This window comes from Actinacidiphila sp. bgisy167, from assembly GCF_057707665.1.
Genome location: NZ_JBYIQP010000026.1, coordinates 55,903 through 81,029, shown reverse-complemented (window position 1 = coordinate 81,029; position 25,127 = coordinate 55,903). Strand labels below are relative to the sequence as shown.

Annotated in this window: 28 protein-coding genes; 15 read left to right on the top strand and 13 right to left on the bottom strand. The window is 72.8% G+C overall.

The features are described from left to right. Positions 1-3: 3 nt before the first annotated feature. The gene (locus tag AC3ET4_RS13340; RefSeq protein ID WP_431948937.1) at positions 4-282 is read right to left on the bottom strand and encodes a hypothetical protein; all 279 of its coding nucleotides are present in this window, start codon (positions 280-282) and stop codon (positions 4-6) included. 165 nt (positions 283-447) lie between these two features. Here AC3ET4_RS13340 and trpS point away from each other — a divergent pair, with 165 nt between their 5' ends. The 4 genes from trpS (at position 448) to AC3ET4_RS13320 (ending at position 4,317) form a co-directional block, all read left to right on the top strand. After that, on the top strand, positions 448-1,461 hold the full coding sequence (gene trpS, locus AC3ET4_RS13335; RefSeq protein WP_431948936.1) for a tryptophan--tRNA ligase: 1,014 nt from the start codon (positions 448-450) through the stop codon (positions 1,459-1,461). Positions 1,462-1,641: 180 nt separating this feature from the next. Next, a complete protein-coding gene (locus AC3ET4_RS13330; protein WP_431948935.1) occupies positions 1,642-2,238 on the top strand; it encodes a 2'-5' RNA ligase family protein in 597 nt (198 codons plus the stop codon). Positions 2,239-2,741: 503 nt separating this feature from the next. After that, complete coding sequence (locus AC3ET4_RS13325; RefSeq protein WP_431948934.1) at positions 2,742-3,365, top strand: response regulator; 624 nt, start codon at positions 2,742-2,744, stop codon at positions 3,363-3,365. A 37-nt stretch (positions 3,366-3,402) separates the two neighbouring features. Further along, on the top strand, positions 3,403-4,317 hold the full coding sequence (locus AC3ET4_RS13320; RefSeq protein ID WP_431948933.1) for a YihY/virulence factor BrkB family protein: 915 nt from the start codon (positions 3,403-3,405) through the stop codon (positions 4,315-4,317). A 145-nt stretch (positions 4,318-4,462) separates the two neighbouring features. Here the strand turns inward: AC3ET4_RS13320 and AC3ET4_RS13315 are convergent, their stop codons facing one another. Beyond that, positions 4,463-5,431, bottom strand: a complete 969-nt coding sequence (locus AC3ET4_RS13315; protein WP_488175935.1) for a helix-turn-helix transcriptional regulator — start codon at positions 5,429-5,431, stop codon at positions 4,463-4,465. Here AC3ET4_RS13315 and AC3ET4_RS13310 point away from each other — a divergent pair. Further along, positions 5,430-5,861 carry a VOC family protein gene (locus AC3ET4_RS13310; protein WP_431948932.1) on the top strand — a complete coding sequence of 144 codons (432 nt, stop codon included), beginning with the start codon at positions 5,430-5,432 and terminating at the stop codon, positions 5,859-5,861. The genes AC3ET4_RS13315 and AC3ET4_RS13310 overlap by 2 nt on opposite strands. Before the next feature lie 346 nt (positions 5,862-6,207). Here the strand turns inward: AC3ET4_RS13310 and AC3ET4_RS13305 are convergent, their stop codons facing one another. Beyond that, positions 6,208-6,426, bottom strand: a complete 219-nt coding sequence (locus tag AC3ET4_RS13305) for a hypothetical protein (RefSeq protein ID WP_431948931.1) — start codon at positions 6,424-6,426, stop codon at positions 6,208-6,210. Between the two features lie 337 nt (positions 6,427-6,763). Continuing rightward, a complete protein-coding gene (locus AC3ET4_RS13300; protein WP_488175936.1) occupies positions 6,764-8,263 on the bottom strand; it encodes a D-alanyl-D-alanine carboxypeptidase family protein in 1,500 nt (499 codons plus the stop codon). Between the two features lie 212 nt (positions 8,264-8,475). Between AC3ET4_RS13300 and AC3ET4_RS13295 the strand changes: the two genes are divergently transcribed. The 3 genes from AC3ET4_RS13295 to AC3ET4_RS13285 all read left to right on the top strand — a co-directional run bounded on the left by AC3ET4_RS13295 (position 8,476) and on the right by AC3ET4_RS13285 (position 10,552). Then, entirely contained in the window at positions 8,476-8,724 is a 249-nt protein-coding gene (locus AC3ET4_RS13295; RefSeq protein ID WP_431948929.1) for an SCO4848 family membrane protein, read from the top strand. Then, complete coding sequence (locus AC3ET4_RS13290) at positions 8,721-10,031, top strand: metallophosphoesterase (RefSeq protein WP_431948928.1); 1,311 nt, start codon at positions 8,721-8,723, stop codon at positions 10,029-10,031. The genes AC3ET4_RS13295 and AC3ET4_RS13290 overlap by 4 nt, the downstream gene beginning before the upstream one ends. Before the next feature lie 119 nt (positions 10,032-10,150). Further along, the gene (locus AC3ET4_RS13285; RefSeq protein WP_431948927.1) at positions 10,151-10,552 is read left to right on the top strand and encodes an ATP-binding protein; all 402 of its coding nucleotides are present in this window, start codon (positions 10,151-10,153) and stop codon (positions 10,550-10,552) included. A 62-nt stretch (positions 10,553-10,614) separates the two neighbouring features. Here the strand turns inward: AC3ET4_RS13285 and AC3ET4_RS13280 are convergent, their stop codons facing one another. The 3 genes from AC3ET4_RS13280 to AC3ET4_RS13270 all read right to left on the bottom strand — a co-directional run bounded on the left by AC3ET4_RS13280 (position 10,615) and on the right by AC3ET4_RS13270 (position 12,321). Beyond that, positions 10,615-11,253 carry a TetR/AcrR family transcriptional regulator gene (locus AC3ET4_RS13280; RefSeq protein ID WP_431948942.1) on the bottom strand — a complete coding sequence of 213 codons (639 nt, stop codon included), beginning with the start codon at positions 11,251-11,253 and terminating at the stop codon, positions 10,615-10,617. 103 nt (positions 11,254-11,356) lie between these two features. Next, positions 11,357-11,905, bottom strand: a complete 549-nt coding sequence (locus AC3ET4_RS13275) for a thiol-disulfide oxidoreductase DCC family protein (RefSeq protein ID WP_431948926.1) — start codon at positions 11,903-11,905, stop codon at positions 11,357-11,359. A 5-nt stretch (positions 11,906-11,910) separates the two neighbouring features. Beyond that, positions 11,911-12,321, bottom strand: a complete 411-nt coding sequence (locus tag AC3ET4_RS13270) for a hypothetical protein (protein ID WP_431948925.1) — start codon at positions 12,319-12,321, stop codon at positions 11,911-11,913. Positions 12,322-12,395: 74 nt separating this feature from the next. Between AC3ET4_RS13270 and AC3ET4_RS13265 the strand changes: the two genes are divergently transcribed. Further along, positions 12,396-12,581 (top strand): hypothetical protein, encoded by a 186-nt coding sequence (locus AC3ET4_RS13265; protein WP_431948924.1) that lies wholly within the window; start codon positions 12,396-12,398, stop codon positions 12,579-12,581. Positions 12,582-12,725: 144 nt separating this feature from the next. After that, a complete protein-coding gene (locus AC3ET4_RS13260; protein ID WP_431948923.1) occupies positions 12,726-13,172 on the top strand; it encodes a DUF4234 domain-containing protein in 447 nt (148 codons plus the stop codon). 20 nt (positions 13,173-13,192) lie between these two features. Here the strand turns inward: AC3ET4_RS13260 and AC3ET4_RS13255 are convergent, their stop codons facing one another. Then, positions 13,193-14,407: a D-alanyl-D-alanine carboxypeptidase family protein gene (locus AC3ET4_RS13255; protein WP_431948922.1), complete on the bottom strand. Its 1,215-nt coding sequence runs from the start codon at positions 14,405-14,407 to the stop codon at positions 13,193-13,195. Between the two features lie 191 nt (positions 14,408-14,598). On the opposite strand from AC3ET4_RS13255, the gene AC3ET4_RS13250 reads away from it, so the two are divergent. After that, positions 14,599-15,933, top strand: coding sequence for a DUF4132 domain-containing protein (locus AC3ET4_RS13250; RefSeq protein ID WP_431948921.1), 1,335 nt, complete (start codon positions 14,599-14,601; stop codon positions 15,931-15,933). Positions 15,934-15,938: 5 nt separating this feature from the next. After that, positions 15,939-16,913 carry a hypothetical protein gene (locus tag AC3ET4_RS13245; protein WP_431948920.1) on the top strand — a complete coding sequence of 325 codons (975 nt, stop codon included), beginning with the start codon at positions 15,939-15,941 and terminating at the stop codon, positions 16,911-16,913. Between the two features lie 68 nt (positions 16,914-16,981). On the opposite strand, the gene AC3ET4_RS13240 is transcribed toward AC3ET4_RS13245, so the two are convergent. The 5 genes from AC3ET4_RS13240 to AC3ET4_RS13220 all read right to left on the bottom strand — a co-directional run bounded on the left by AC3ET4_RS13240 (position 16,982) and on the right by AC3ET4_RS13220 (position 21,081). Then, entirely contained in the window at positions 16,982-17,734 is a 753-nt protein-coding gene (locus tag AC3ET4_RS13240) for a succinate dehydrogenase iron-sulfur subunit (RefSeq protein ID WP_431948919.1), read from the bottom strand. Next, positions 17,734-19,488, bottom strand: a complete 1,755-nt coding sequence (sdhA, locus tag AC3ET4_RS13235) for a succinate dehydrogenase flavoprotein subunit (RefSeq protein WP_431948918.1) — start codon at positions 19,486-19,488, stop codon at positions 17,734-17,736. The genes AC3ET4_RS13240 and sdhA overlap by 1 nt, the downstream gene beginning before the upstream one ends. 28 nt (positions 19,489-19,516) lie before the next feature. Beyond that, positions 19,517-19,987 (bottom strand): succinate dehydrogenase hydrophobic membrane anchor subunit, encoded by a 471-nt coding sequence (locus tag AC3ET4_RS13230; RefSeq protein WP_431948917.1) that lies wholly within the window; start codon positions 19,985-19,987, stop codon positions 19,517-19,519. Positions 19,988-19,995: 8 nt separating this feature from the next. Continuing rightward, entirely contained in the window at positions 19,996-20,376 is a 381-nt protein-coding gene (gene sdhC / locus AC3ET4_RS13225) for a succinate dehydrogenase, cytochrome b556 subunit (RefSeq protein WP_078620037.1), read from the bottom strand. Positions 20,377-20,502: 126 nt separating this feature from the next. Continuing rightward, positions 20,503-21,081, bottom strand: a complete 579-nt coding sequence (locus tag AC3ET4_RS13220) for a 2-oxo-4-hydroxy-4-carboxy-5-ureidoimidazoline decarboxylase (RefSeq protein ID WP_431948916.1) — start codon at positions 21,079-21,081, stop codon at positions 20,503-20,505. Between the two features lie 300 nt (positions 21,082-21,381). Between AC3ET4_RS13220 and AC3ET4_RS13215 the strand changes: the two genes are divergently transcribed. The 3 genes from AC3ET4_RS13215 (at position 21,382) to AC3ET4_RS13205 (ending at position 25,001) form a co-directional block, all read left to right on the top strand. Beyond that, positions 21,382-22,923 carry a family 20 glycosylhydrolase gene (locus tag AC3ET4_RS13215; protein WP_431948915.1) on the top strand — a complete coding sequence of 514 codons (1,542 nt, stop codon included), beginning with the start codon at positions 21,382-21,384 and terminating at the stop codon, positions 22,921-22,923. A 474-nt stretch (positions 22,924-23,397) separates the two neighbouring features. Further along, positions 23,398-23,988, top strand: coding sequence for an RNA polymerase sigma factor (locus AC3ET4_RS13210; protein WP_431948914.1), 591 nt, complete (start codon positions 23,398-23,400; stop codon positions 23,986-23,988). Next, a complete protein-coding gene (locus AC3ET4_RS13205; RefSeq protein ID WP_431948913.1) occupies positions 23,985-25,001 on the top strand; it encodes a hypothetical protein in 1,017 nt (338 codons plus the stop codon). Before AC3ET4_RS13210 ends, AC3ET4_RS13205 begins: the two co-directional genes overlap by 4 nt. Positions 25,002-25,127: the final 126 nt, after the last annotated feature.

The following is a 25,127-nucleotide window of genomic DNA, read 5'->3' as shown; positions in this document are numbered from 1 at the left end:
GCATCAGCCGGCGGTGGTGCCACGGCGCCACCGCCATACGAGCGCCGTCGCTCCCGACCCGGCGGCGAGACCGGCCAGGGCCCACCAGCCCTCCGCCGGACCGTCGCCGCCGGCCAGGCTCTCACGCTGCTCCGCCGTCCCCTTCGGCCCGCCCGGCTCGAACAGGCCGAGCCTTTCGAGCAGCGGGCCGAGGGACGCGGACGCGCGACGCCACAGCACGTAGTCGTCGGCGGCATACGTCCGCGTGCAGGCGCACCAGCTCCGCGTACGCCTCCCGCTCACCGGCGCGTACGCGCGCGATCAACGCCGCCTCCCCGTCCGTGGCGGACCCCCTCCCGTCACCCGGCGCCGTCCCCGTGCGGCCCCGTCACCCCTTCTACACCGCTGCCCCGCCCCGGGTTCCCATCCCGGGCCAAGATCCGGCGCGGACCTGAGAGAATGAGTGCCATGGCTCTCGATCGTCCCCGTGTGCTCTCCGGCATCCAGCCCACCGCAGGTTCGTTCCACCTGGGCAACTACCTGGGCGCGGTCCGTCAGTGGGTGGCCCTGCAGGAGACCCACGACGCCTTCTACATGGTCGTCGACCTCCACGCGATCACCGTTCCGCAGGACCCGGCCGAGCTGCGCGCCAACACCCGGCTCGCCGCCGCCCAGCTCCTTGCCGCCGGGCTCGACCCGGAGCGCTGCACCCTGTTCGTCCAGAGCCACGTCCCCGAACACGCTCAGCTCGGCTGGGTGTTCAACTGCCTCACCGGCTTCGGCGAGGCGTCCCGCATGACGCAGTTCAAGGACAAGTCCGCCAAGCAGGGCGCCGATCGGGCCACCGTCGGCCTGTTCACGTACCCGATCCTGCAGGTCGCGGACATCCTGCTGTACCAGGCGAACGCCGTCCCCGTCGGCGAGGACCAGCGCCAGCACATCGAGCTCACCCGCGACCTCGCGGAGCGCTTCAACGGCCGCTTCGGCGACACCTTCACCGTCCCCGACGCCTACATCGTCAAGGAGACGGCGAAGATCTACGACCTGCAGGAACCGCTGTCGAAGATGAGCAAGTCGGCGGCGTCCCCCAAGGGCCTGATCAACCTCTTGGACGAGCCCAAGGCCTCCGCGAAGAAGATCAAGAGCGCGGTCACCGACACCGACACCGTGATCCGCTACGACGAGCAGGAGAAGCCGGGCATCAGCAATCTGCTGACCATCTACTCCACCCTCACCGGCACCGCGATCCCGGAACTCGAGCAGCAGTACGAGGGCAAGGGCTACGGCGCGCTGAAGACCGACCTCGCGGAGGTCTTCGTCGAGTGGGTCACGCCGTTCCGCGAGCGCACCCAGGAGTACCTGGGCGACCCGGAGACGCTGGACTCGGTCCTGGCCAAGGGCGCCGAGAAGGCCCGGTCCGTCGCCGGGGAGACCCTGGCGACGGCGTACGAGAGGATCGGCTTCCTGCCGGCCAAGCACTGACGGCCCGTTCCGGCTTCGGGACGCCCGGGCGCGCACGGCTGCGGAGGGCTTAGGTCCCGTGCGGGGTGTGACGGACGACGCTCGCGCGTCAGGGCGCGCGAGCGTCACACTGGCACTGACGGAGTTGTGTCGTATGCGTGCGTGCGACGCCGCGCACCGACCCGGGGAAGGGGTGAACGCGTGGGAAACCGCATGATCGGCGTGTCGATCGCGGTCCCCGAGCCTTACGGCAGCCTGTTGCAACAGCGCCGTGCCGGCTACGGAGACCCGCTGGCGTACTGCATCCCCACCCACGTCACGCTGCTGCCGCCGACCGAGGTGGACCCGGCGCTGCTTCCGGCCTTCCGCGAGCATCTCGCCGAGGTCGCCGCCGCCGGCCGCGCCTTCCCCATGCGGCTGGAGGGCACGGCGAGCTTCCGGCCGGTCACCCCGGTCGTCTATGTCGATCTCGTCCAGGGCGGCCCCGACTGCGACGAGCTGCAGAAGCGGGTCCGCTCCGGCCCGGTCCGCCGCGAGCTCCAGTTCCCGTACCACCCGCACGTCACCATCGGCCACGGCATCCCCGACGAGGCGCTGGACCGCGCAGAGGCGGAACTCGCGGACTTCGTCGCGACCTGGACCGTCAGCTGCTTCTCGTTGTACGAGCAGGACGAGGCGGGGGTCTGGCGCAGTCTGCGCGACTACCCCTTCGGCGGCGCCGGGCATCCCCTCGTGCCGCACCAGCCCGGTGCGTGCGAGCCGCTCAGCACGGCTCCGGCGGGAGGCCCGCAGGGGTGACCGGGGCGGGCACACGTGATCGCCCGCCGGCGCGGCCGCCGCGGACCGAGCGCACCTGCCCGAAGCCCCTCGAGCGGCGAGGCGGTGGCCTTCGGCGAGCCGGCAGCCGATGAGCGCCGCACGGCGGTGCCCCCGGGCCGAGCCGCAGCCCCGACGGTGTCCCGCCGGCGCACTTCCGCGGACGACACGGACCGCGTCCCGGGGCCGTCGCCGCCGCTCACGGCGACCGCCGCCCAGTAGCGCGACGGCGCTGCGCGACATCGAGGCGGGAGACGGCGAGTCGGCGAGTCGGCGAATCGCACGTGGCCGGCTGCTCGGTCGACGCATCGTCATGTACGGCCCGGCGCCCGGATGTCCGTCGACCGGCTGACCCGCGCCGTCCGTCCGGCCGAGACCATCGACGTATGTCACCCATCGAAGTGCGCGGGCGGTTCGTGCACGGTGTCCGGCGCACCCGGAGCGGGCACCGACGTCGCCGTCACGCTGCCGCTCGGGGAGTCCTCGTGATCAGGGTCCTGCTGGTCGACGACCACCCCGTCGTGCGCGACGGGCTGCGGGGAATGCTCCAGGCCGAGTCGGGGCTCCTGGTCGTCGGCGAGGCGGGTTCCGGGGAGGAGGCGGTCGCGGTCGCCTTGGCGCTGCGGCCGGACGGCATCCTCATGGACCTGAGGATGCCGGGCCTCGACGGGGTCGGCGCCACGTCGTCGATCCGGTCCCGGCTGCCGTCGGCGCGCGTGGTGGTGCTGACGACGTACGAGACGGACGAGGACATCCTGCGTGCCGTGGAGGCGGGGGCGTCCGGGTACCTGCTGAAGGACGCCACCCGTTCGGCCCTCGCCTCGGCGGTGCGGGACGCGGCCCGGGGGGAGACGGTGCTGGCCCCGACGGTGGCGTCGCGGCCGGCCCGCGAGACCCGGCGGCGTACCGCGCCTTCGCTGCTCTCGGCCCGTGAGGTGGAGGTACTGTCACTGGTGGCGCGAGGGCACACGAACGCGGACATCGGTCGGCTGCTGCACATCACGGAGGCGACCGTGAAGACCCACTTGCTGCGCGCGTTCGTGAAACTGGACGTGGGCGACCGCACGGCGGCGGTGACCACGGCGATGTCCCTCGGCCTGCTTCCCTGACCAGACTGCAGGTCGTGACGGAGGGTAGGCGCGCGGTATGGACTGGCTGACTCGGCTCCCGGTGATCGGACCGTGGATGGCGCGGCTCATGCGCACCCACGCCTGGCGCACCTACGAACACCTGGAGAGCGTGCACTGGGCGCGGCTCGCCGCCGCCATCACCTTCGTCAGCTTCGTGGCGCTCTTCCCGCTGCTGACCGTGGCCGCCGCCGTCGGCGCGGCCCTGCTGTCACCCCGTCAGCTCAGGCAGCTGCAGGACAAGGTGGCCGAGCAGGTGCCCGGCATCGCGGACCGGCTCGACATCGGCGGACTCGTCGACAACGCCGGCACTGTCGGGACCATCGCGGCCGTCCTGCTGGTCTTCACCGGCGTCAGCTGGGTCGGCTCCCTGCGCGACTGCCTCAGGGCGGTCTGGCACAGGGACGACGAGACCGAGAACCTCCTCCTGCAGAAGCTCAAGGACTTCGGAGTCCTGGTCGGCCTGGGCGTCGTGGCGCTGCTCTCCGCCGGGTGCTCGACCCTCGCCGCGACGGCGGTCGGCCGCGTCGGCGACGCCATCGGTCTCGACGAACACGGTCCCGGGCGGGCCCTGCTGTCGGTGGCGGGCTTCTGCGTCGCCGTCGCCGTGGATCTGCTTGTCCTCGCCTACCTGCTCACCGCGCTGCCGCAGGTCACCCCGCGCCGACGCGACGTCGTCGTGGCGAGCCTCATCGGCGCGATCGGCTTCGAGGTGCTGAAGCTGCTCATCAGCGGTTATCTGCAGAGCGTGGCCACCAAGAACGTGTACGGCGCCTTCGGCGTGCCCATCGCGCTGCTGCTGTGGATCAACTTCACGGCGAAGCTCCTGCTGTTCTGCGCGGCCTGGACGGCCACCCCGCACCGTGCGGAGCACGCCGGCGCCCGTGAGGGCCGGCCGGGCGAGGCGGGGCACACACGGCCCGAGAGCGCTTGACTTCGGGCGTCAGAAGGCCCGCGCGGTCGGCCAGGTACCCTGCCTGGCCAGGTCGAGCCGGAGGCTTCGAGGGCGTCGGCCCTTGCAACCGTCCTGATCAACGATCACAGCGCGCGCATGCAACCTGATCACCGGGTTGTTCCGCTCAGGCGTGAGCGGAGCTGGAAATGCCCGATACCACCGCCAGGCGGAGCTTGGTTTCGTCCTTGGTGTCGGGGGCTGCGGTGAGAACGACGATCTTGCGTTCCGCGTCGCCGTCGGTCAGGACGTCGCAGTCCACTGAGATTGGCCCGGTCGCCGGGTGCTGGACGATCTTGTGGTCTTCCCGGTGTGCGCCGACCACGCCGGAGGCCCACAGTTCGGCGAAGCGTGGGCTGACCGTCGTGAGGTCCCGGATCAGGCCGGCCAGGCGCTCGCTGTCCGGGAACCGTCCCGTGGCGCGGCGCAGGTCGGACACGACGGAAGCCTCGACCTCCGGCTGGCTGAGCGAGGTCACCGGCCAGTGCGACAGGCAGGGGGCGGCCCCGTCGGCCGGGAAGGTGTCGCGAGCGAAGTTGCGCAGTGGCGACGGCGTTGAGGACGGGTCACCCAGCAGCGCCGCCCAGCAACGGTTCCACCAGATGAGCTGCCAGTCCGCGGCGAACACGGCGGCTGCGGAGTCGCCGAGCCGGTTCAGCATGCGGTGCAGGCGGGGCGGGATGTGGTCAGAGATCTCCCCGCCGGCCGGAGGGGCAAGCCCGGCCAGCCGGTAGAGATGGTCCCGCTCGGCGTCGGTGAGCTGCAGGGCGCGTGCCAGCGCCGCGGTCACCTGCGCCGACGGGGTCACATGGCGTCCCTGCTCCAGGCGGACCACATAATCGACCGAGATCCCCGCGAGCTCGGCAAGGTCCTCCCGGCGCAGTCCCGTGACCCGGCGCCTATGGCGGCTGGGCAGTCCCGCCGTGTCCGGCGCGACACGGCTGCGCCAGGTGCGCAGCATCGGTCCGAGTTTCGCGACGTCAGCGGTCATGAGACGGATTGTCGCACCGGGCGCCACCCCGAAGGTGGTAATGGTTTTCCCACCGAATTCCTCTCTCTGGTTGCCGGCCCGGCGACCGATGATTCTTGTCGACATGACCTTGACGTTCTCCCACGACCACGTGGGCATCACCGTTACGCCAGAGGACCTCGACGCCACCATCGCGTGGTATGCGCGCAACCTCGGCTTCGCTGTAGAACGAAAGTTTGAGTCTCATGGCACGACGTTCGTCTTCCTCACCGCAGGCGACGTCAAGATCGAGCTCCTCGCTGGCGCGTCGAACCGGGGCGCGGCGCCGACCGACAACATCCTCACGAGCATGCGCACGTCGCGCCTACACCACTTCTGCCTGGCCGTAGCAGATCTCGACGGGGCGCTGTCCCGGCTGCTCGAACTCGATGTGCCGCTGATCGGCGGCCCCATGGAGATACCGGCAACCGGCCAGCGCATCGCCTTCGTCACCGACAACGTCGGCACCATCATCGAGCTCAGCGACCCCGGCACACGGATCTCTGGCCGGGGGTAGGCGCACGCTGTCGATCCGCGCAGACTTCACCGGGCCCAGGACGCCAGGCAGGCCCGCTGGCAGCCCGCCGAGGTGGCGAGCCCGCATCTCGGTCGTCGCATCCCGGTCATAGCCGCCAAGGGCATCCCCTACATCCCCGACTCCAACCGGCTCCAGAACCTCAGCATTCACCTGCCGCGGCCGCCGCGCGCATCGGCACCCCCGTCACGTTGCAGTCCGTCCTCCAGCCTCCGCGGCATTGCGGTCTCCGCCGCCTTCCCGAACCGCCCTGCCCTGCCGCGCTGCTCGGGACGAGGCGCGGTGCGCCCCGACGGCCGAGGGCCGACCGCGCGCCGTTCCGTGTGCCTCAGCGAAGGAAGTGCGCCGCGGTGAACCACACGGCGGCCAGCACCAGGGCGGTGACCAGGATGTACCCCACCAGGTAGACCCCGGCGAGCACGGCCGCCGGGGCGGCGATGATCCAGCCGACGCGACCGGCCGGGGTCTTGGCCAGGAAGGCCGAGCGCACGCAGTAGGCGACCGCGACGAGGCCCAGGACGAGCCCGATGACCGACAACGTGCCCATGGCACGCTCCCTTCCCCTAGCGGTTCCCTGGTACCTGGGTACCGGCCGGGCCGCCCGTGCGGCAGGGGGCGGTCGCAGCGGGGTGGGCGCACGAGCCGCACGCGCGCCGTCAAGCGCCCCCGCCGGGGGCATGTGCGCATGGCAAGACGCGACGGGGTCGGCGGCGGGGAGCCACCGGCCCCGTCGCGTCGCGGGGTTGGCGCCGGACGGTGGAGTGGGACGGTGCGGATCAGGCCGCGCGGCCCGGCGGTCAGCTGTGCGGCCCGGCGGTCGGACCGGGCGGCCCGCGGCGTGTGGACCGGGCGGCCCGCACAGCTCAGGCCGTGCGGCCCGGCGTTCAGGCCGTGCGGTCCGCCGTGGCCCGGTCCTCTCGCCCGGCGCCTTCCTCGGCGGTGTTCTCCTTCTCCGCGGCCTTCCCCCCGGCGCTCTTCTGCTCCGCGGCCTTCCCGGCCGCCGTCACCTTCGACGCGGCCGCATCTTCCGTCCGCGCCTGCGCTTCGGCTTCCGTCTTCTTACCGCCGGGTTTCACCGCGCCCTTGGGCTTCGCGGACGTGTCGTCGCCGGGCTTGGCCGGGGCGGGGATGACGGCCGTCGCCGGCTGCTGCGGCAGCGGCCAGCGGCGCCGTACGAGGTAGGCCAGGGCGGCGACGGCCAGCACCGAGCCACCGGCGAGCGCGGCGGCCGTCCACGCACCGCCGCCGCCTCCTGAGGAGGCGGGCGCGGCCACGTGCCGGCGGGCTGTCTTGCCGGAGGAGGCGGAGGGCGAGGCGGAGGGTGCGGGGGAGGAGACGACGGCGGACTTCGGCGGCACCAGGGTGCCGACGGGAGTGACCACGCCCTCCGCCTCGAAGCCCCAGTCGAACAGCTTCGCCGCCTCCTTGTAGGCCATGTTGTGCCCCGCGCCGGGGTGCATGACGGTCACCAGCAGCGTGCGGTCGCCGCGCTGCGCGACTCCGGTGAAGGTGTTGCCGGCCTTGGAGGTGTAGCCGTTCTTCACACCCGCGATGCCGTTGTAGGTCGGGATGTCGTAGTCGCCGGTGAGCAGCCGGTTGGTGTTCTGTATCTCGAAGGTCTCGCGCTTCTTGGCGGCCTTCTCGCCCTTCTTCCCCTTGACCGTCTTCCACTTGCCGGGGAACTTCGCCCGCACGGTGGAGCAGTACTCGCGGAAGTCCGCGTTCTGCAGTCCGGAGCGCGCGAAGAGCGTCAGGTCGTACGCCGAGGAGACCTGGCCGGGCATGTCGTAGCCGTCGGGGGAGATCACGGTGGTGTCCTCCGCCTGCAGTTCGGCCGCCTTGCGCTGCATCTCCAGGACGGTCGCGTCCACGCCGCCGTTCATGGCGGACAGGACGTGGACGGCGTCGTTCCCGGACTGGAGGAAGACCCCGAGCCACAGGTCGCGGACGGTGTAGGTGAGGTTCTCCTTGACGCCGACGACGCTGCTGCCCGCGCCGACGCCGTCCAGGTCGGACGGCCGCACCTTGTACGTCCGCGACGGGTCCAGCTTCGGCAGAAGGGTGTCCGCGAACAGCATCTTGAGCGTGCTGGCGGGGGCCAGCTTCCAGTGGGCGTTGTGGGCGGCGAGCACCTGCCCGGTCTCGGCGTCGGAGACGATCCACGAGCGCGAGGTGATGTTCCCGGGCAGGGCGGGAGCCCCGGGCAGCAGACTGACCTGGGTGCCGGGCTGTCCCAGCCGGTCCCCGCCGATCCTCGACATCCGCGCGGGCGGCGTCGGTGTGGCGGACGGGGAGGAGGGCTTCGCGTGCGCGACCGGAGCGGTGGTCAGGGCCGCACCGCCGACGAGTGCGAGAGCGGACAGAACCAGGGCGGAACGGCGCATGGTGTGGTGGGAGGAGTTCGGCACGATGAGAAGTTACAGGCCGTTCCGGTGCCGCGGCAGGCGTGGAGGGCCGATCGGGGCCGTGACCGATCCCACGTCCGCGCCGTGCAACCGGGCGCTGCCCACGGGCGTCCTGAGCCGTTGCCCGCGACGGACGTCGCGCGGGGCGACCCTGCCCGAGGAGACCGCGCGGCGGCCCGCATACTGGACGCATGAAGCTCAGCCGCCCTGTGTCCTGGTTCCTGACCGCCTTCGGGGTGTGGAGCTGGATCGTGTGGACGACGTTCGTCAAGAACCTGTGGAAGGACGCCAGCGGGCTCGCCTTCGAGGGCGGTGACCACGGCTCGCCCACCGGGTACTTCTGGGTGCACCTGGCGCTGGCCGTCACCTCGCTGGTGCTCGGCACCGCGGTCGGCGTCATCGGCGTCCGCGGTCTGAGGGCCCTGAGGGCGGCCCGGTGATAGTCGCGTTCGCCGCCGTCGCGGTCGTCCTCGCCTTATTCGCCGCCGTGCACTACTACCTGTGGCGCCGGCTGGTCCGCGACGTGTCCGTGCCGGGCGGCTGGTGGCGGCGGACGGGGACGGTCCTGGCGGTCGTCCTGCCGCTGCTGAGCCTGGGCGCGCTGGCCGGCGGGCGGGCGCTGCCGCTGTCGGCGGCGCGGTGGCTGGCCTGGCCGGGCTTCCTGTGGCTGGCGGTGCTGCTCTACCTGACGCTCGCGACGCTGGCCGGCGAGGCCGTACGGCCGCTGCTGCGGCGGGCGCTGGCGTCCCGGGAGCGGTCCCGGGACGCGCGGGCCGCCGAGCCTGCCCCGCCCGCCGCGTCCGCCGGGCCGGTCCAGCAGGTCGCAGCGACTGCGGCGACTGCGGCAACCACCGCAGCCACCGCAACCACGGCGGCCCCCGCTGCATCGTCGGGGCCGCCGCCGGTACCGGCCTCCGCCGGGCCGACAAGGCGGCTGTTCGTCGCCCGTACGGTCGGTGCGGCCGCGGCCGTGGCCGCGGGGGTGACGGTCGGCCAGGGCACGTACGGCGTGCTGCGCGGGCCGCGCCTGAAGCACGTCACCGTGCCTCTCGCCAAGCTCCCCGCGAGCGCCGACGGCTACCGGATCGCCGTGGTGAGCGACATCCACATCGGCCCGATCCTCGGCAAGGCGCACACCCAGCGGATCGTGGAGACGATCAACGGGGCCCGCCCGGACCTCGTCGCCATCGTCGGCGACCTGGTCGACGGCTCGGTGCCGGACCTGGGTCCTGCGGCCGAGCCACTGGCCCGGCTCCGGGCGCGGGACGGGAGCTACTTCGTCACCGGCAACCACGAGTACTTCTCCGGGGCCGCGCCCTGGATCGACTTCGTGCGCGACCTCGGTGTCCACCCGCTGGAGAACGCCCGCACCGAACTCGCCGGCTTCGACCTGGCCGGTGTCAACGACATCAGCGGCGCGGACCACGACCACGCCCCCGACCACGCCAAGGCGCTCGGCGACCGGGACCCCTCGCGAGCGGTCGTGCTCCTCGCCCACCAGCCGGTGATGATCCACGAGGCCGTCCGGTACAACGTCGACCTGCAGTTGTCCGGGCACACCCACGGCGGGCAGCTGTGGCCCGGCAACTACCTCGCGGAACTGGCCAATCCCACGGTGGCCGGTCTGGAGGCGTACGGCGACACCCGGTTGTACGTCACCCGCGGCGCGGGCGCCTGGGGTCCGCCCGTCCGGGTGGGCGCGCCCTCGGACATCACGATCGTGACCCTCGCCTCTCCACGCGCCTGAGGTGGCCGGAAACCGCTCATCACAGGCGCACAATGCGGCACGGAGCGCATTCTCGAGGCCAAAATCGGTAAGGGATGATGCGACGAAGGGGGGCGTTCGCGCATGAGGAGAGTGACCAGGTGAGGCGCCGCGCGTTCCGGCTGCCCCGGCACCCGACGTCGGTCGGGCTGGCCCGGCACCGGGTACGCGACCACCTCGAGGGATGGGAGCAGGAGGGGGGGACCGTCGAGTCCGCGGTCCTGGTCGTGTCGGAGTTGGCGACCAACGCCGTACGGCACAGTCCGCTGCTGGAGCGCGAGTTCGAGGTGGCGGTGACCGTCCACTCCGACGGCTCGTGCGTCGTCGAGGTCTCCGACGGCGGGGCGCGGTCCCGCCCCGTGCCGCGCGACGCGGGGGACGGCGACGAGACGGGGCGCGGACTGCGGCTGGTGCAGGCGCTCGCGGACACCTGGGGCGTCCGGGAGCGCGGTCGGCACGGCAAGACGGTCTGGGTGGTGCTGGCAGAGCCTGCCGTGGGCTGACCGGGTGCGCGGCACCGAGGGTCGGCGCCGCGTGCCGTGCGCGGCCGGGCAGGCGGCCCGGCTCAGCGACGGAAGAGGAACTCCGTTAGCAGTTCGCGGATCTCGCGCACGATCGGCCGCAACAGCCGGTACCGGGAGAGCCGGAGGATCCGCGCGCCGAGCGGCGCGGTGCGCGCGACGAGCCGGCGGGTGCGCTCGGTGTCGGGGGAGTGGTCGAAGACCCAGTAGACGACGATGCCCATCTGGTACATCCACATCAGTTCGGGCAGCACCTCGGCGAGTTCGGCGTCTACCTTGATGTCGGAGCCGGACAGCACCCGTTCGTGGATGGAGATGGCGGCGTCGCGGGCCGGGTGCGACTCGGGGGAGAAGGGGCTGAGCGGGCTCGCCGGGTCGGCGGCGTTCTTGAAGAACTGGGCGGCGAACTGGTGGTAGGGGCGGGCCACGTCGACCCACGCGTTCATCACGGCGAGCAGCCGCGCCGCCAGGTCCCGGTCGCCGCCGCCGGCCAGGACGTCCTGGACCGCGGCGGCGTGCTCGGCGGCGAGGCGGTCGTAGAACCCCTGGACGAGGTGTTCCTTGCCGTCGAAGTAGTAGTAGGCGTTCCCGACCGAGACCCCGGCCTCCTTGGCGATGGCGCGCATCGTCGTCTTGTCGTAGCCCCGTTCCTCGAACAGCCGCATGGCGGTCTCGAGGATCAGGGCGCGCGTCTGCTCGCTCTTCGCAGGCCGGGGCGTCCCGGTGGGCGTGTCCGGGGACGTGCCGGGGGTCGTGCGGCGGGGTGCTTCTTCCACGTCGGTGAGCCTAACCGGGTGGGGCGCACCCGTCCGCGCACCCGTCCGCGCAGCCGTCTCCGGCGGCCTCGGGGGCGGTGCGCGTCCAGCCGCCCTCGGGGCGGTGCGACCCGCCATCGCCACCGGTGTGCGGCCGTTCTCCCCAGCCCGCGGCGGCGGCCGGGCGGCCCCACTGCGCCTCGCGGTAGCGGGCCGCGGCGAGCACGGCGGCGCGGGCGACGGGCGCTCCGGCGCGGGTGCTGAGGCGGTGCGCCAGCGGGCGGTACTCGGCGAGCGCCCACAGGCAGACCAGCCAGGCGGCGTCGCCCTGGTAGACCTGCCCCGAGTCACCGACGACGGTGATCTCGCGCAGGGTCGCGGTGTGGTCGAGCTCCGGGAAGCGGCTCCGGGCCTGGTCCGACCCGGCCGCGACGAGCTCCAGCGGCACGATCTGCCGTTGGCGCTCCAGCCAGCGGCGGACGAAGGTGCACAGCGAGCAGTCGGGGTCGTACAGCACGGTCAGCAGGCGGACCGGCACCGGGGCCGCCGGAGCGGCCCCGGTCGCTGGGGTGCGGTCCATCGCCGTCACGCCCCGGGCCGCGCGGGGGCGGTCCAGCCCTGCGGACGGACGGGCGGGACCTGCTCGCGGTCCATGACGCCCCGGCGGCGGATCTTGTTGAGGACGTAGACGTTGCCCAGGTGCAGCACTCCGAGGACGAGCAGGACGACACCGAGCTTGACCGACAGGGCCTCGAAGAGTTCGCGGGAGTTCCCGACCGGGTCGGCGTTCCTCAGGTACAGCGCGACGAAGCCCAGGTTCACCAGGTAGAAGCCCACCACCAGGAGGTGGTTGACGGCCTCGGCCAGTTTCTCGTTGCCATGGAGTACGTCTTCGAGGAAGACCTTGCCGGCCCGGCTGAGGGTCCGGGCCACCCACACCGTCAGCGCGACGCTGATGAGCAGGTAGACGACGTATGCGACGACCGATAGGTCCATGGGTCCCACCCTTTTCGAACGTGTTCAAAACCCGTCGCCGATGACTCTAGACCTGTTTTTGAACATGTTCAAGCGTGAAGTGCCGCGGCCCGCAGGGGCGGTGGGCCGCCGGCCCGCCCCGCCCCGGGTGGTGGTCGCGCCCGGGTGGCTCCGCCCTCGACGCCCTCGACGCCCTCGCCCTCGACGCCCTCGACGCCGACGGACGCCGGCGCCTCTCCGACCTGCTGCGACGCGTCATGGTGAGGGCCGAGGGCGGCTGAGCGCAGGACCCGGCACGATCCCGCCGCCCTGTGCGGGATTTGTGGGTCTTCCCCGCTGACAGGTCGCCTGACCGCCGAGTAGCTTTACCTTCTCCTCGGCGCGCAACCGCTCCGTCACTGCCGAGGGATCGACCTGGGAGCAGCATGTTCAACGAGGACCGCTACTACCGCACCCTCCCCTGTCCGAGGGGGCCCTTCCCGGGCTTCCCCGCCTCCGGGGGCGTGGGACTCGCCACGCCGTCCGGCGACATGCGCCGCCCCGGGGCCGTGTGGCTGCTGGGGCCCCTCACCTTCGGCGTGTCCTGGCTCGTCTGGTACTACCGGGCCAACAAGGAACTGCGGGAGTTCGACCCCGGCATCGAAGTCCGCCCGCTCCTCGCGGTGCTCGCCGTCAGCCTCGGCGCGCCGCTGCTCGTGCCCGCCGTCGTCTCCCTCTACAACACCGGTTGCCGTATCGCCCGGGCCCAGCGCCGCGCGGGTCTGCACGACACGGTCTCCGGCCTCAAGGGACTGCTGCTGGCGCCCGCGTTCGGGCTGACCTCGTTCTACTACCAGGAGCAGCTGAACCAGGTCTGGATCGCCAGGAACTGAAGACAGGCCAGGGTCGGCGGTCAGCGGGACCTGCGCCGCCCGGCAGCCTCGGCGGGCCGGCCGCGCCGGGACCCGGCTCCCGCCTCGGACCGGGTCGGCGCGGCGCGCTGCGGCAGCGGCCGGCGCCTGATCGCCAGGATGAACGCCGAGACGGCCGCCACCAGGACGGTCTCCGCGGCGGGGGTGATCCACGAGGACCCCTTCGGCCCTTCGGCCGCCACAGGCCGCGAATCGGGGCCGGGCCCACGGCCTGGGCCGTCGGCAGGAGGCCCGCCGGCCATCGCGCGCACCTGGCTCAGCGTCGGCACCAGCTCCCCGACCGGCTCCACGCGGCCCACCGCGCCGAAGCCCCAGTCCAGCAGGTCGGCCGCCTCCCGGTACACCTCGTCGTAGCCGGACTCGGGGTGCATCACGGTCACCAGCAGCGTCCGCCCGTCGCGCTCCGCCGCGCCGGTGAAGGTGTTGCCGGCGTCGGTCGTGTAGCCGTTCTTCACGCCGATCATGCCGTCGTAGTCGCCGAGCAGCCGGTTGGTGTTCTGGATCTCGAACGTCTTGCCCTTCTCCGCGGGGAAGCGCGCGATCCGCGTGCGGCAGTAGTGCCGGAAGTCCGGGTTCCGCAGCCCCGCCCGCGCGATGAGCGTCAGATCGTAGGCCGAGGACAGCTGGCCGGGTGTGTCGTAGCCGTCCGGGCTCACCACGTATGTGTCGTTCGCCTGCAGCTCCCGCGCCCGCGCCCGCATGTCCCGGACGGTCTTGTCCACGCCGCCGTTCATCGAGCACAGCACGTGCACCGCGTCGTTCCCCGACCGCAGGAACACCCCGAGCCACAACTGCTCGACCGAGTAGGTGATGCCGGCCTCGATGCCGACCAGACTGCTCCCGGACCCTAGGCCCGCCAGGTCCGCGTGCGTCACCCGGTGCTGTGTGCGCCGGTCGAAGCGGGGCAGCAGGGTGTCGGCGAACAGCATCTTCAGCGTGCTCGCCGGCGGCAGCCGCCGGTGTGCGTTGTACGACGCCAGCACCTCGCCGGAGTCGGCGTCCGCCACGATCCACGACAAAGAGTTCGTCTTCGGCAGCCTCGGCGCCCCCGCGGCTACCTGCGCCCCGTGCCGTCCCAGCCGCTCGCCGCCGACCACGGGCCGGCCGGCCGCCGCCTTCCCCGCGGGGAGCAGGGCGGCGGCCACGCCGAGTCCGAGGACGGCACGTCGCGGCGGTGTGGGGTGTGTCGCGGCCATGGAGGGACGGTACAAGCTGCCGCCTCCGCCGCCGAACCGAGGGCACCGCCGCGGACGCCGGTCGGCCCAGCACCGCGGGGGTACTTGCGCCGAACGGGGGACGCCTCGGGACCCGTTGTCGGAGGGCGGCCCTACGCTCGGCGGGGACGGGGGACGTGTGGGTCGCCGCATGGGGGTGGACGGTGAGCGTGATGAGGCTGGAGGACGTCGAGGGGCCGGCGGTGCCCGGGTACGGGCTCGGGGTGGCGCAGCGACTGGGCGACGTCACCGCGGAGCTGGTCATCCGGGACGGACGGGCGGCGCTGGAGTGGCGGAACGCTGCGGGCAGGGCCCTGCGGTGCGCCCCCGGCGGCGTGCGGCGTGACCACGCGGCAGAGCTGACGCGGCTCAGAGCGGCCGTCGGGCACATCGACCGGGCACTGGCGGCGCAGGCCGCCCGGTTGGACCGGCGGTTTTCCGAGCGGTCCGCCTGGCCGTACGCCGTGTGGCGCAGGGACGTCGCGGACCACCCGCTGCTGGGCGCCCTCGCCCGGCGGCTGCTGTGGACGGTCGACGGCGTGGCCTGCGGCTGGGCAGCGGACGGCCTGCGCACCCTGGACGGCCGGCCGGTGCGCGCCGGCGGGGAGGCCGCCGTCGCCCTGTGGCACCCGCTGGGGCGCGAGCGCGCGGAGATCACGGCCTGGCGGCAGTGGTTGGAGCGGCACGGCGTCACCCAGCCCTTCGCGCAGGCCCACCGCGAGGTCTACGGCCCCGCAGACGCCGAACGCCTCCTGGCCGCCCGCCACGTCCTGCGGCGGCAGCGGTTCGCCGCGCTGGCCACCGCCCGCGGGTGGAGGTACTCCCCTCCTCCGGCGGCGGAGGGAGCCTTCCCGCCCGCCACGCGGGAGCTCCCGCGGTGGGGACTGCGCGCGGAGCTGCGGTTCAGCGGCGTCGGCGGGGACGCCGAAGACGGCGGCCCCGGCCGCTGCGACGGCCCGGCGCACATCGGCGCGGACTGGGTGTGCTTCCGCCCCCTGGACGCCCCCGGGGAGCGGGCCGACCCGCTCCCGCTCGCCGACGTCCCGCCGCTCGTCCTCAGCGAGGTCCTGCGCGACGTGGACCTCTTCGTGGGGGCCGCCGGCATCGGCAACGACCCCACCTGGCAGGACGGCGGCCCCGACGGCCGCTTCCGGGCCTACTGGACGTCCTATGTCTCCGCCGGGCTGACGCCCTGCGGCGAGACCCGCCGCGAGGTGCTCTCCCACCTCGTGCCGCGCCTGGCCGTCGCCGGCCGCTGCGCCGTCGAGGACCGCTTCCTGCGCGTCCGCGGCGACCGGCACACCTATGGGATCCACATAGGCTCCGGCGATGTCCTGGTGTCCCCCGGCGACCGCCACCTTTGCGTCGTCCCGCGCACGCGCCCCGGCACGGTCCCGGGCCCCCTGCCCTTCGAGGGCGACTCCATGCTGCCGGTGATCCTCGCCAAGGCGCTGCTCCTCGCCCGCGACACGGAGATCACCGACCCGACGATCGTGAGGCGGCTGTGAAACGTGTGCGGACCCCCGAATGCTCGCCGTGGGAGGACGAGGGACGGATCGCCTTCATCGCCCGGCTCGCGGCGGAGGGGGATCTCTCCGAGCTCGCGGAGGCACTCCTGCAGCCGGCCGCCGGCTGGGACGAGGGCCACGGAGCCGTGTCCCGGCTGCGCGCGATGCCCAGGCAGCGGCGCATGGCCTTGGCCGACCTCCTCGTCCGACAGCTCGAGGCGTCGCAGCAGGTGCCGGAGAAACACGAGAGGCTCTGGCTCCTACTCGCCGCTGTCTCCCGCGGTTTCGCCGAGGACTCCTGGTGCGCGCGGTGGAACGGCATGCTGGAACGCCAGGCGGCGGAACTCTGGTGGTCGCAGACCAGCGACGACGTGCCCACCCTCGCCGAGGCCCTGCTGGACGCCGGGCGGCCGCTGTCCGGCGAGGTCGTCGGCCTGCTGCGCAGATCCGCGCACATGGGCCTCGGCTGGGCGCAACTCCTCCTGGACCGCGTCCCCGAGCCGCCCCTCAACCCCGGTGAGCCCTGGTCCGACCGCGTCCTGGCGGAGCTGCCGGAACTCGGCGACCCCTGGCGGAAACTGATCCCGCATCTGCGTGCCGCGGGGCCGACCCCCGGTGCGCGCTGGGAACGGACGGCCGCCGCGGTCCTCGACGGCATCGACCCCGAGGCGGTACGCCGCACCGCCACCGCCTGGCTGGCCCTCGCTGCCCACGGCGCCCGCGACCCCTGGAACGTCACCGCCGTCCGGGGCCTGGCCTGGCTGCTGTCGTCCCCCACCGTGCCGCCCCGCCCCGAGACCGTCCGCGTCCTGGGCGCTCTCGTCGAACGGCCCTCGGTCAAGACCGTCGTCGCCGGTGCGGGCATACGCGCCCTGGCCCGGCTGGACGGCGGCGCCGGCCGGGACGAGCTGCGCAGGCTTGCGGGCTGCGTCGAGCACACGGCCACCCGCAAGCAGATCCTTCGGGCGCTGAACCCGTGAACGCCCGAGGGCTCCGCGTCCGGTGGAAACCGGGCGCGGAGCCCTCGGGGGAGCCTCGGGGGAGGGGATCAGAAGCGACGCGTGATGAGCGCGCGCTTCACCTCCTGGATGGCCTTGGTGACCTCGATGCCGCGCGGGCAGGCGTCGGTGCAGTTGAACGTGGTGCGGCAGCGCCACACGCCGTCCTTGTCGTTCAGCACCTCGAGCCGCTGCTCGCCCGCCTCGTCACGCGAGTCGAAGATGAAGCGGTGGGCGTTGACGATGGCCGCCGGGCCGAAGTACTGGCCGTCGTTCCAGAAGACCGGGCAGGACGACGTGCACGCGGCGCACAGGATGCACTTGGTGGTGTCGTCGAAGCGCGCGCGGTCCTCGGGGGACTGCAGGCGCTCGCGGGTCGGCTCGTTGCCCTTGGTGATGAGGAAGGGCATCACGTCCCGGTAGGCCTGGAAGAACGGGTCCATGTCGACGACCAGGTCCTTCAGTACCGTCAGGCCCTTGATGGGCTCGACGGTGATGGGCTTGTCCGGGTTGATGTCCTTGATCAGCGTCTTGCAGGCCAGCCGGTTGCGGCCGTTGATGCGCATGGCGTCGGAGCCGCAGATGCCGTGGGCGCAGGACCGGCGGAACGTCAGCGAGCCGTCCATGTCCCACTTGATCTTGTGGAGGCCGTCGAGGACCCGCTCCTTGGGGTCGATCTCCAGCTGGAAGTCCTGCCAGGTGGCCTCGTCCGAGATCTCCGGGTTGAACCGGCGGATCCGGAAGGTGACCGTGATGTAGGGCGAGGCCTGGGCCTCGACCTTGTCGAGGGTCGCGGTGCTCATCAGTACTTACGCTCCATCGGCTGGTAGCGGGTCTGCACGACCGGCTTGTAGTCGAGCCGGATCGACTCGGTGCCGTCGGCACCCACTTCGCGGTACGCCATCGTGTGCCGCATGAAGTTGACGTCGTCGCGGTTCGGGTAGTCCTCGCGGTAGTGGCCGCCGCGGGACTCCTTGCGGGCCAGGGCCGAGACCGCCATGACCTCGGCGAGGTCGAGCAGGTTGCCGAGCTCGATGGCCTCGAGCAGGTCGGTGTTGAACCGCTTGCCCTTGTCCTGGATCGACACGTTCTTGTACCGGGCGCGCAGCTCGCCGATCTTCTCGACGGCCGTCTTGATGGTCTGCTCGGTGCGGAACACCATGACGTTGGCGTCCATGGTCTCCTGCAGCTCCTTGCGCAGCTGCGCGACCCGCTCGCCTCCGGTGGAGGCGCGGAGCCGCTCGACCTGGTCGACCACGAACTGCTCCGGCGCTTCGGGGAGCTCGACGTAGTCGTGCTCCGCGGAGTACTCGGCCGCGGCGATGCCGGCCCGGCGGCCGAAGACGTTGATGTCCAGCAGCGAGTTGGTGCCGAGGCGGTTGGCGCCGTGCACGGAGACGCAGGCGACCTCCCCGGCGGCGTACAGGCCCGGGACGACGGTGGTGTTGTCCGACAGGACCTCACCCTCGACGTTCGTGGGGATGCCGCCCATGGCGTAGTGCGCGGTCGGCTGGATCGGGATCGGGTCCGTGTAGGGCTCGATCCCGAGGTAGGTCCGCGCGAACTCGGTGATGTCCGGGAGCTTGGCGTCCAGCTGCTCCGGCGGCAGGTGGGTCAGGTCGAGGTAGACGTGGTCGCCCTCGGGACCGCAGCCGCGGCCCTCGCGGATCTCGGTGTAGATCGCGCGGGAGACGACGTCACGGGAGGCGAGGTCCTTCATGACCGGCGCGTACTTCTCCATGAAGCGCTCGCCGTCCTTGTTGCGGAGGATGCCGCCCTCACCGCGGGCGCCCTCCGTCAGCAGGATGCCCATGCGCCAGATGCCGGTCGGGTGGAACTGGAAGAACTCCATGTCCTCCAGCGGCAGCCCGCGGCGGTAGACGGCGGCCTGGCCGTCACCGGTGAGGGTGTGCGCGTTGGAGGTGACCTTGAAGAACTTGCCGGTGCCGCCGGAGGCGTACACCACGGCCTTGGCCTGGAAGACGTGGATCTCGCCGGTGGCCAGCTCGTACGCGACGACGCCGGCGGACTTCTTGACGCCGTCCTCCTCGACGATGATCTGGTCGAGGACGTAGAACTCGTTGAAGAACTCCACACCCTCCTTGACGCAGTTCTGGTACAGCGTCTGGAGGATCATGTGGCCGGTGCGGTCGGCCGCGTAGCAGGCACGGCGGACCGGGGCCTCGCCGTGGTTGCGGGAGTGGCCGCCGAAGCGGCGCTGGTCGATCCGGCCCTCGGGGGTGCGGTTGAAGGGCAGGCCCATCTTCTCGAGGTCGAGGACCGCGTCGATGGCCTCCTTCGCCAGGATCTCGGCGGCGTCCTGGTCGACCAGGTAGTCACCGCCCTTGATCGTGTCGAAGGTGTGCCACTCCCAGTTGTCCTCCTCGACGTTCGCGAGGGCCGCGGCCATGCCGCCCTGGGCGGCGCCGGTGTGGGAGCGGGTCGGGTAGAGCTTCGTCAGCACGGCGGTGCGGCTGCGCTTCGTCGCCTCGATGGCGGCGCGCATGCCGGCGCCGCCGGCGCCGACGATGACGGTGTCGTACTTGTGGATCTGCATGAGGGGTCGCTTCCCTGTCCAGCCCTGGCTAGCGGATGTTCGGGTCGAAGGTGAAGATCACCAGCGTGCCGAGGATGATGGTGAACGCGGTCGCGGTGTAGACCAGCATCTTCAGCCAGAACCGGGTGGTGTCCCGCTCCGCGTAGTCGTTGATCACGGTGCGCAGGCCGTTGCCGCCGTGCAGCATCGCCAGCCACAGCATGACCAGGTCCCAGGTCTGCCAGAACGGCGAGGCCCAGCGGCCGGCGACGAAGGCGAAGCCGACCTTGGTGACGCCGCCGTCCAGCACGAGCTGGATCAGCAGGTGGCCGAGGACCAGGACGACCAGGACGATGCCGGACAGGCGCATGAAGAGCCAGCCGTACATCTCGAAGTTGGTCCGGGTGCTGCGCGGGGTGCGCTTGGTCCGGGCGCGCGGCGGCTCGATGACGGGGGCCGGGTTGTCCGGTCCGTAGGCGGCGCTGGAGGAGCTGAGCTCCACGTGGTCGGTTGGGGACATGGCTTCGCTCAGCTCCCGAACAGCACTCGTGCGGCGTGGCCGAGGACGGGGTAGATGGCCCCGATCATCAGCACGACCCAGATTCCGACGACCGTCCACAGCATCTGCTTCTGGTACTTCGGCCCCTTGGACCAGAAGTCGACGGCGATGACGCGCAGGCCGTTCAGAGCGTGGAAGAGGACAGCCGCGACCAGCCCGTACTCGAGCAGGCTGACGATGGGCTGCTTGTAGGTGTTGACGACCTTGTCGTAGTCCTCGGGGGAGACCCGCACCAGTGCGGTGTCGAGGACGTGGACGAACAGGAAGAAGAAGATGAGGACACCGGTGACTCGGTGAGCCACCCATGACCACATGCCTTCCCGGCCGCGGTACAACGTTCCAGCCGGCACGGAAAAAACCCTCCGGGAGCGGATGTGGGGCCTGCCGGCTTCGTTGGTCGGTCGGCCCGGCCGGGTACGGTCCACCGGCCCTGGCCATCGTAGCGACGGCTTGTCGGCTGCGTCCTGCCGGGTCCTTCAGGTGTGATCGATCCCGCACGGGTGGGTGTACCGGCGGGGAACCTCCGGCCCGTCCTCCGCGTCCGCGTGGGCCAGTCGCGCCAGGCGGGACCGGGTCACGCGGCGCAGTTCCTCGGCGGCCGTGACCCGTTCCTCGTCAGGGTCGTTGCCCAGGCGCTGCCGGAGCGACGCCAGCATCCGGTCGAGGGACTCGCCGGGGTGCACCCCGGCGAGGGACAGCACGAAGACGTGCCCGAAGCGCGCCTCGTACGCGGCTTGCGCGGCCCGCAGCGCCGTGTACGCGGCGAGGCTGCCGCGGGCGGGGGCGGAGTCCGGCGGGGCGCCGGACGCCTCGGCCGCGAGGGCCTCGGCGAGGTCGGCGGGGGCGAGGTCGTAGGCGGCCTCGTCTGCGGCGGCCAGCAGCGTGTCCAGGCCGGGGTAGGGGCGGTGCGCGGCGACGCGGCGGGCCCAGCGCCGACTGCCGCAGCAGGTCAGCAGGATGGCCTCGGCCGCTTCGGGGGAGAGCTCGTTGAGCTGCCGCAGGCCGTGGGGGAGCCCGGGGCGGGAGGGGCGGCCGACCGGGGCGGGCCGGGGCATCCGCCCGCGCGACTGCGCGGGCAGGTGCGCCGGTGTCGGCGGCGTCGGCGGGACGGCAGGGGTGTCGCTGGACAGCGGTGGGCTCCTGGGAGGGAACGGGTCGGCGGTGGGGGGAACCGCGAGGCGACTGCGCGGCGTGAACCACAGCGGGACGGTGGGTGACGACCACCGTATCGGCCTATGTTCGGCCCTGTACGACGGATGCGCGAATTTCACTCGTACGGGAACGAACATGCACGTCTTCCCCTGGTCCGCGCGGCGGGATCCGCACCACAGGCATACGTTCGGATCATGTGGCAGATGCGGGCGAAACGTGCGCCGGGGTGCGCGGTGACGGCCGTACTGACCGTTGTGCTCGGGGCGGGTCCGGCGCTCGCCGCGCCCGGGGCGGCCGCTGCCCCCGGGGGTGCGGCGGGCGCGTCCGACGGGTTCCCCTCGATCCCCGCCGTCCGCTCCTTCACTCCTGCCGCCGGCGTCGCCGCCTTCGTCCCCGGGCCGGGCTCCCGCGTGGTGGCGCCCGCGGGGAGTGCCGTGGAGGACGAGGCGCGGCTGCTCGCGGAGGAGTTGCGCCGGCCGTACGCCAGTGGGCCGGCGGAGCGGGGGGACATCTCACTTTCACTCGAACGGAGTAATGCGGGACCCGAGTCGTACGAGATGACAAGTTCGGCCGACGGGGTGACACTCCGCGCCGGCACCGACACCGGGGTCTTCTACGGCACCCGCACCCTCCTGCAGGCGGTCCGCTCCACCGGGCGCGTGCCGGCCGGCACCGTGAACGACCGCCCCGACCGCCCGGAACGCGGGCTGATGATCGACATCGGGCGCAAGCACTTCAGCCGTGAGTGGCTGGAGGCCAGGGTCCGCGAGCTGGGCGACCTCAAGTACAACCAGCTCCATCTGCACCTCAGCGACGACCAGGGCTTCCGTGTGGAGAGCGAGAGCCACCCCGAGGTCGTCTCGGCCCGCCACCTGTCCAAGGAGGACGTCCGCGCCGTGGTCGACCTCGCCGCGCGGCGGCACATCACGGTCGTCCCCGAGATCGACAGCCCCGGCCACATGGGCGCCGTGCTCGACGCCCACCCCGACCTCCAGTTGCGCTCCGCGGACGGCACGCCCGCACCCGGGACGCTCGACGTCTCCAGCCCCCGCGCGGCTGCCGTCGTCGACGACCTGCTCAAGGAGTACGCGCCGCTCTTCCCGGGCACCTCCTGGCACATCGGCGGCGACGAGTACCGCCCGCTCACGGCGGCCGACCCCGAGGCGTCCTTCCCGCGTCTGGCCGCGTACGCGCGCGAGCGCTACGGCCCGGACGCCGGGGTGGCCGACGCGGCGGCGGGCTGGCTCAACGACCGCGCCGCCACCCTGCGCTCCCTCGGCAAGCGCGCCGAGGCGTGGAACGACGGCTTCACCGACGGCGCCCGGGTCGCCGCGGACCCGGACCGCGTCGTGGCCTACTGGTCCAGCAACAAACTGCGCGGACGCCTGCCCGAGGAGTATCTGCGCGAGGGCCGGCAGCTGCTCAACCTCAACTCCTGGTACCTCTACTACGTCCTCGGCGCGCCCGGGAACTTCCCCTACCCCAGCGGGCAGCGCATCTACGAGGAGTGGACCCCGGCCGTCGTCTACCGGGACCGCACCGTGCCGGCGGGGCTCGCGGGACCGGACCGCATCCTCGGCGCGCGGCTGGCCGTCTGGTGCGATCAGGCGGACGCGCAGACCGAGGACGAGGTCGCGGCCGGTGTCCGGATGCCGCTGCGCGCGCTCATCCAGAAGCTCTGGGACCCCGGTCCGCCCGCCCTGAGCTGGCCCGCCTTCACCGCCCTCGCCGAGCGGGCCGGCTGAGCGGCGCCACGGGGCGCGCACAGGTGTGATGACGCCGCGGGGCGCGACAAGTGAAGCGGCCGGAGGTCCGCCTCCCCCCACAGGAGCGTCTCCGGCCGCCTCTGATGGTTAAAGCGCCGGCGCGGCCGAAAATGTCACACCCCTCGTCGCGAGGCCCCCGTGGGGCGACGGTTCGGCATGATCCACAACGGCGGCCCCGGGCGGACGCGCCGGGGGAAAGACGCTGCTCCGGGCTGCCCCGAGCCGTATGCGGCCACCGTTTCCGCCGGCCGGTCCGACCGCTGTTTCCCGGCCACCCGCACGGCCCGGGTTCCGTCCGTGCCACGGCGGGCGCGCAGGGGAGGCGCGTGCCCCGGCCCTCCGCAGTCGCCGGCCCGATTCCCCACCCCTGGTGACCCGCGGGTAGCCGCCCCCGGGGCCCCGTGGGCGCCCACGATGGGGCAGGATGGTCGCGACCGAGGGGGAGGCCCGAACGTGGATTTGGCGACCGCGGTACGCGCGGCGCAAGAAGGGGACGAGGACGGCTTCCGGTTCGTGTACCGAGCGGTGCAGCCGCAACTGCTGCAGTACGTGCGCTCACTGGTCGGCGCCGGGGACGCCGAGGACGTGGCCTCGGAGGCGTGGCTGCAGATCGCGCGCGACCTGCCGGGCTTCCGCGGCGACGGGGACGCGGTGCGCGGCTGGGCGGCCCGGGTCGCCCGCAACCGGGCGCTGGACCATCTGCGGGCGGCGGGCCGCCGTCCGCTCGCCGCCGCCGGGGTGGAGGAGCTGCTCGACCGGCCGGCCGTCTCGGACACCGCCGAGGAGGCGGTCGCCGCGCTGGGCAGCGCCGCCGCCCTGGAGGCCATCGCCGCCCTTCCCCGGGACCAGGCCGAGGCCGTGCTGCTGCGCGTGGTGATGGGTCTGGACTCCCGGTCGGCGGCCGAGGTCGTGGGCAAACGGCCGGGCGCGGTGCGGATGGCCGCCAGTCGCGGCCTGCGCCGTCTCGCCGAGGTGCTCGGTTCCGACGGCGGGGCGTCACGTGTGACGTTTTCGGCGTCCCGAACGCTTGAGGACATGAGATGAGCGATAACCGAGGACACGACTGGCTGGACGACGCGACCGCCGAGCGGTTGCTGCGGGGTGCCCACGGTGACGACCCGGCCGAGGGGGTCTGGCGCGACGACCGCGCCGCCGCCCTGGCGGGGCTGCTGGCCGCCGCGGCCGCTCCCGCGCCCATCGACCCGGAACGCGAGGAGGCGGCCGTCGCCGCCTTCCGGGCCGCTCGCGGCGACGACGCGCTCGCGGCGGCCCCCGCGGCGGTCCGCCTCTGCGCGGCCGATGCCCGGCCGGCCGTCGGCGGTGCCGGTGCGGTGAGGAAGAGGTGGAGTCGCACGGCCCGGCGCTCCCGATCGCTGACGGGAACGCTTGTCGCGACCGCCGCGGTGGCGGGGATGAGCGTGGCGGCCGCCGCGGCCGGCGCGCTGCCCGCCCTGCTCGACCGCCCCGCACCCGCCCCGGCCCACACCCAGGTCGCGGCCCCGGTCGTCCCGGTCAGCGCTTCGCCGTCCCCGACCCCTACCGCACTGTCGGCCTCCGCCAGCCCCGACCCCGGACACGACCGCCCGACGGGCGGCGGCACGCACGGCACCCGCGACACCCACGGCACCGTCGCGCCCGGCCACTCCTTTGGTCCGCCGTCCGCGCCGGCCCTGGACCACACGGCGCTGTGCCGCGCCTTCGAGGCGGCGGGCCGGCACCACAAGAACGTGGACGAGCAGGTCTACCAGCGGTTGCGCGAGGCGGCGGGCGGAGGCCAGGGGACGATCCGCCGCTACTGCGCCGGGCTCCTCGGCGAGAGCGGCAACCCCGGGACCAGCGGCAACGCCGGCAAGGCCGGTGAAGCCGACACGGCCGACACCGCTGAGAAGACTGAGAAGACCGAGAAGGCCAAGAAGGCCGAGGAGACCGAAAAGAAAGAGAAGAAAGAGGCGCCGGCGGACGACGACTCCCGGGACGGCGGAGGTCGTCACGAGGCTCCTCCTCCCGGGCACGACCGCCAGGAGGACCCCGTCCCGAGCGGCACCGCCGGCGAGTGACGCCTGTCGGCGTCCTGCGCTCCTCGCACCGTGCCCCACGTCCGTCCCCCGCGGCCGCAGAGCCCGGGGTGTGACACTTTCCGCCCCCCGCGCGCTGTAACCAGTAGACCGACTGGTCATCGGTCG

Coding starts and splice junctions, on each gene's coding strand:
- trpS (WP_431948936.1), top strand. CDS start 448: ATGGCTCTCGATCGTCCCCGTGTGCTCTCCGGCATCCAGCCCACCGCA.
- AC3ET4_RS13320 (WP_431948933.1), top strand. CDS start 3,403: ATGGACTGGCTGACTCGGCTCCCGGTGATCGGACCGTGGATGGCGCGG.
- AC3ET4_RS13310 (WP_431948932.1), top strand. CDS start 5,430: ATGACCTTGACGTTCTCCCACGACCACGTGGGCATCACCGTTACGCCA.
- AC3ET4_RS13315 (WP_488175935.1), bottom strand. CDS start 5,431: ATGTCGACAAGAATCATCGGTCGCCGGGCCGGCAACCAGAGAGAGGAA.
- AC3ET4_RS13305 (WP_431948931.1), bottom strand. CDS start 6,426: ATGGGCACGTTGTCGGTCATCGGGCTCGTCCTGGGCCTCGTCGCGGTC.
- AC3ET4_RS13300 (WP_488175936.1), bottom strand. CDS start 8,263: ATGCGCCGTTCCGCCCTGGTTCTGTCCGCTCTCGCACTCGTCGGCGGT.
- AC3ET4_RS13295 (WP_431948929.1), top strand. CDS start 8,476: ATGAAGCTCAGCCGCCCTGTGTCCTGGTTCCTGACCGCCTTCGGGGTG.
- AC3ET4_RS13275 (WP_431948926.1), bottom strand. CDS start 11,905: ATGGACCGCACCCCAGCGACCGGGGCCGCTCCGGCGGCCCCGGTGCCG.
- AC3ET4_RS13270 (WP_431948925.1), bottom strand. CDS start 12,321: ATGGACCTATCGGTCGTCGCATACGTCGTCTACCTGCTCATCAGCGTC.
- AC3ET4_RS13260 (WP_431948923.1), top strand. CDS start 12,726: ATGTTCAACGAGGACCGCTACTACCGCACCCTCCCCTGTCCGAGGGGG.
- AC3ET4_RS13255 (WP_431948922.1), bottom strand. CDS start 14,407: ATGGCCGCGACACACCCCACACCGCCGCGACGTGCCGTCCTCGGACTC.
- AC3ET4_RS13250 (WP_431948921.1), top strand. CDS start 14,599: ATGAGGCTGGAGGACGTCGAGGGGCCGGCGGTGCCCGGGTACGGGCTC.
- AC3ET4_RS13240 (WP_431948919.1), bottom strand. CDS start 17,734: ATGAGCACCGCGACCCTCGACAAGGTCGAGGCCCAGGCCTCGCCCTAC.
- sdhA (WP_431948918.1), bottom strand. CDS start 19,488: ATGCAGATCCACAAGTACGACACCGTCATCGTCGGCGCCGGCGGCGCC.
- AC3ET4_RS13230 (WP_431948917.1), bottom strand. CDS start 19,987: ATGTCCCCAACCGACCACGTGGAGCTCAGCTCCTCCAGCGCCGCCTAC.
- AC3ET4_RS13220 (WP_431948916.1), bottom strand. CDS start 21,081: ATGCCCCGGCCCGCCCCGGTCGGCCGCCCCTCCCGCCCCGGGCTCCCC.
- AC3ET4_RS13215 (WP_431948915.1), top strand. CDS start 21,382: ATGCGGGCGAAACGTGCGCCGGGGTGCGCGGTGACGGCCGTACTGACC.
- AC3ET4_RS13205 (WP_431948913.1), top strand. CDS start 23,985: ATGAGCGATAACCGAGGACACGACTGGCTGGACGACGCGACCGCCGAG.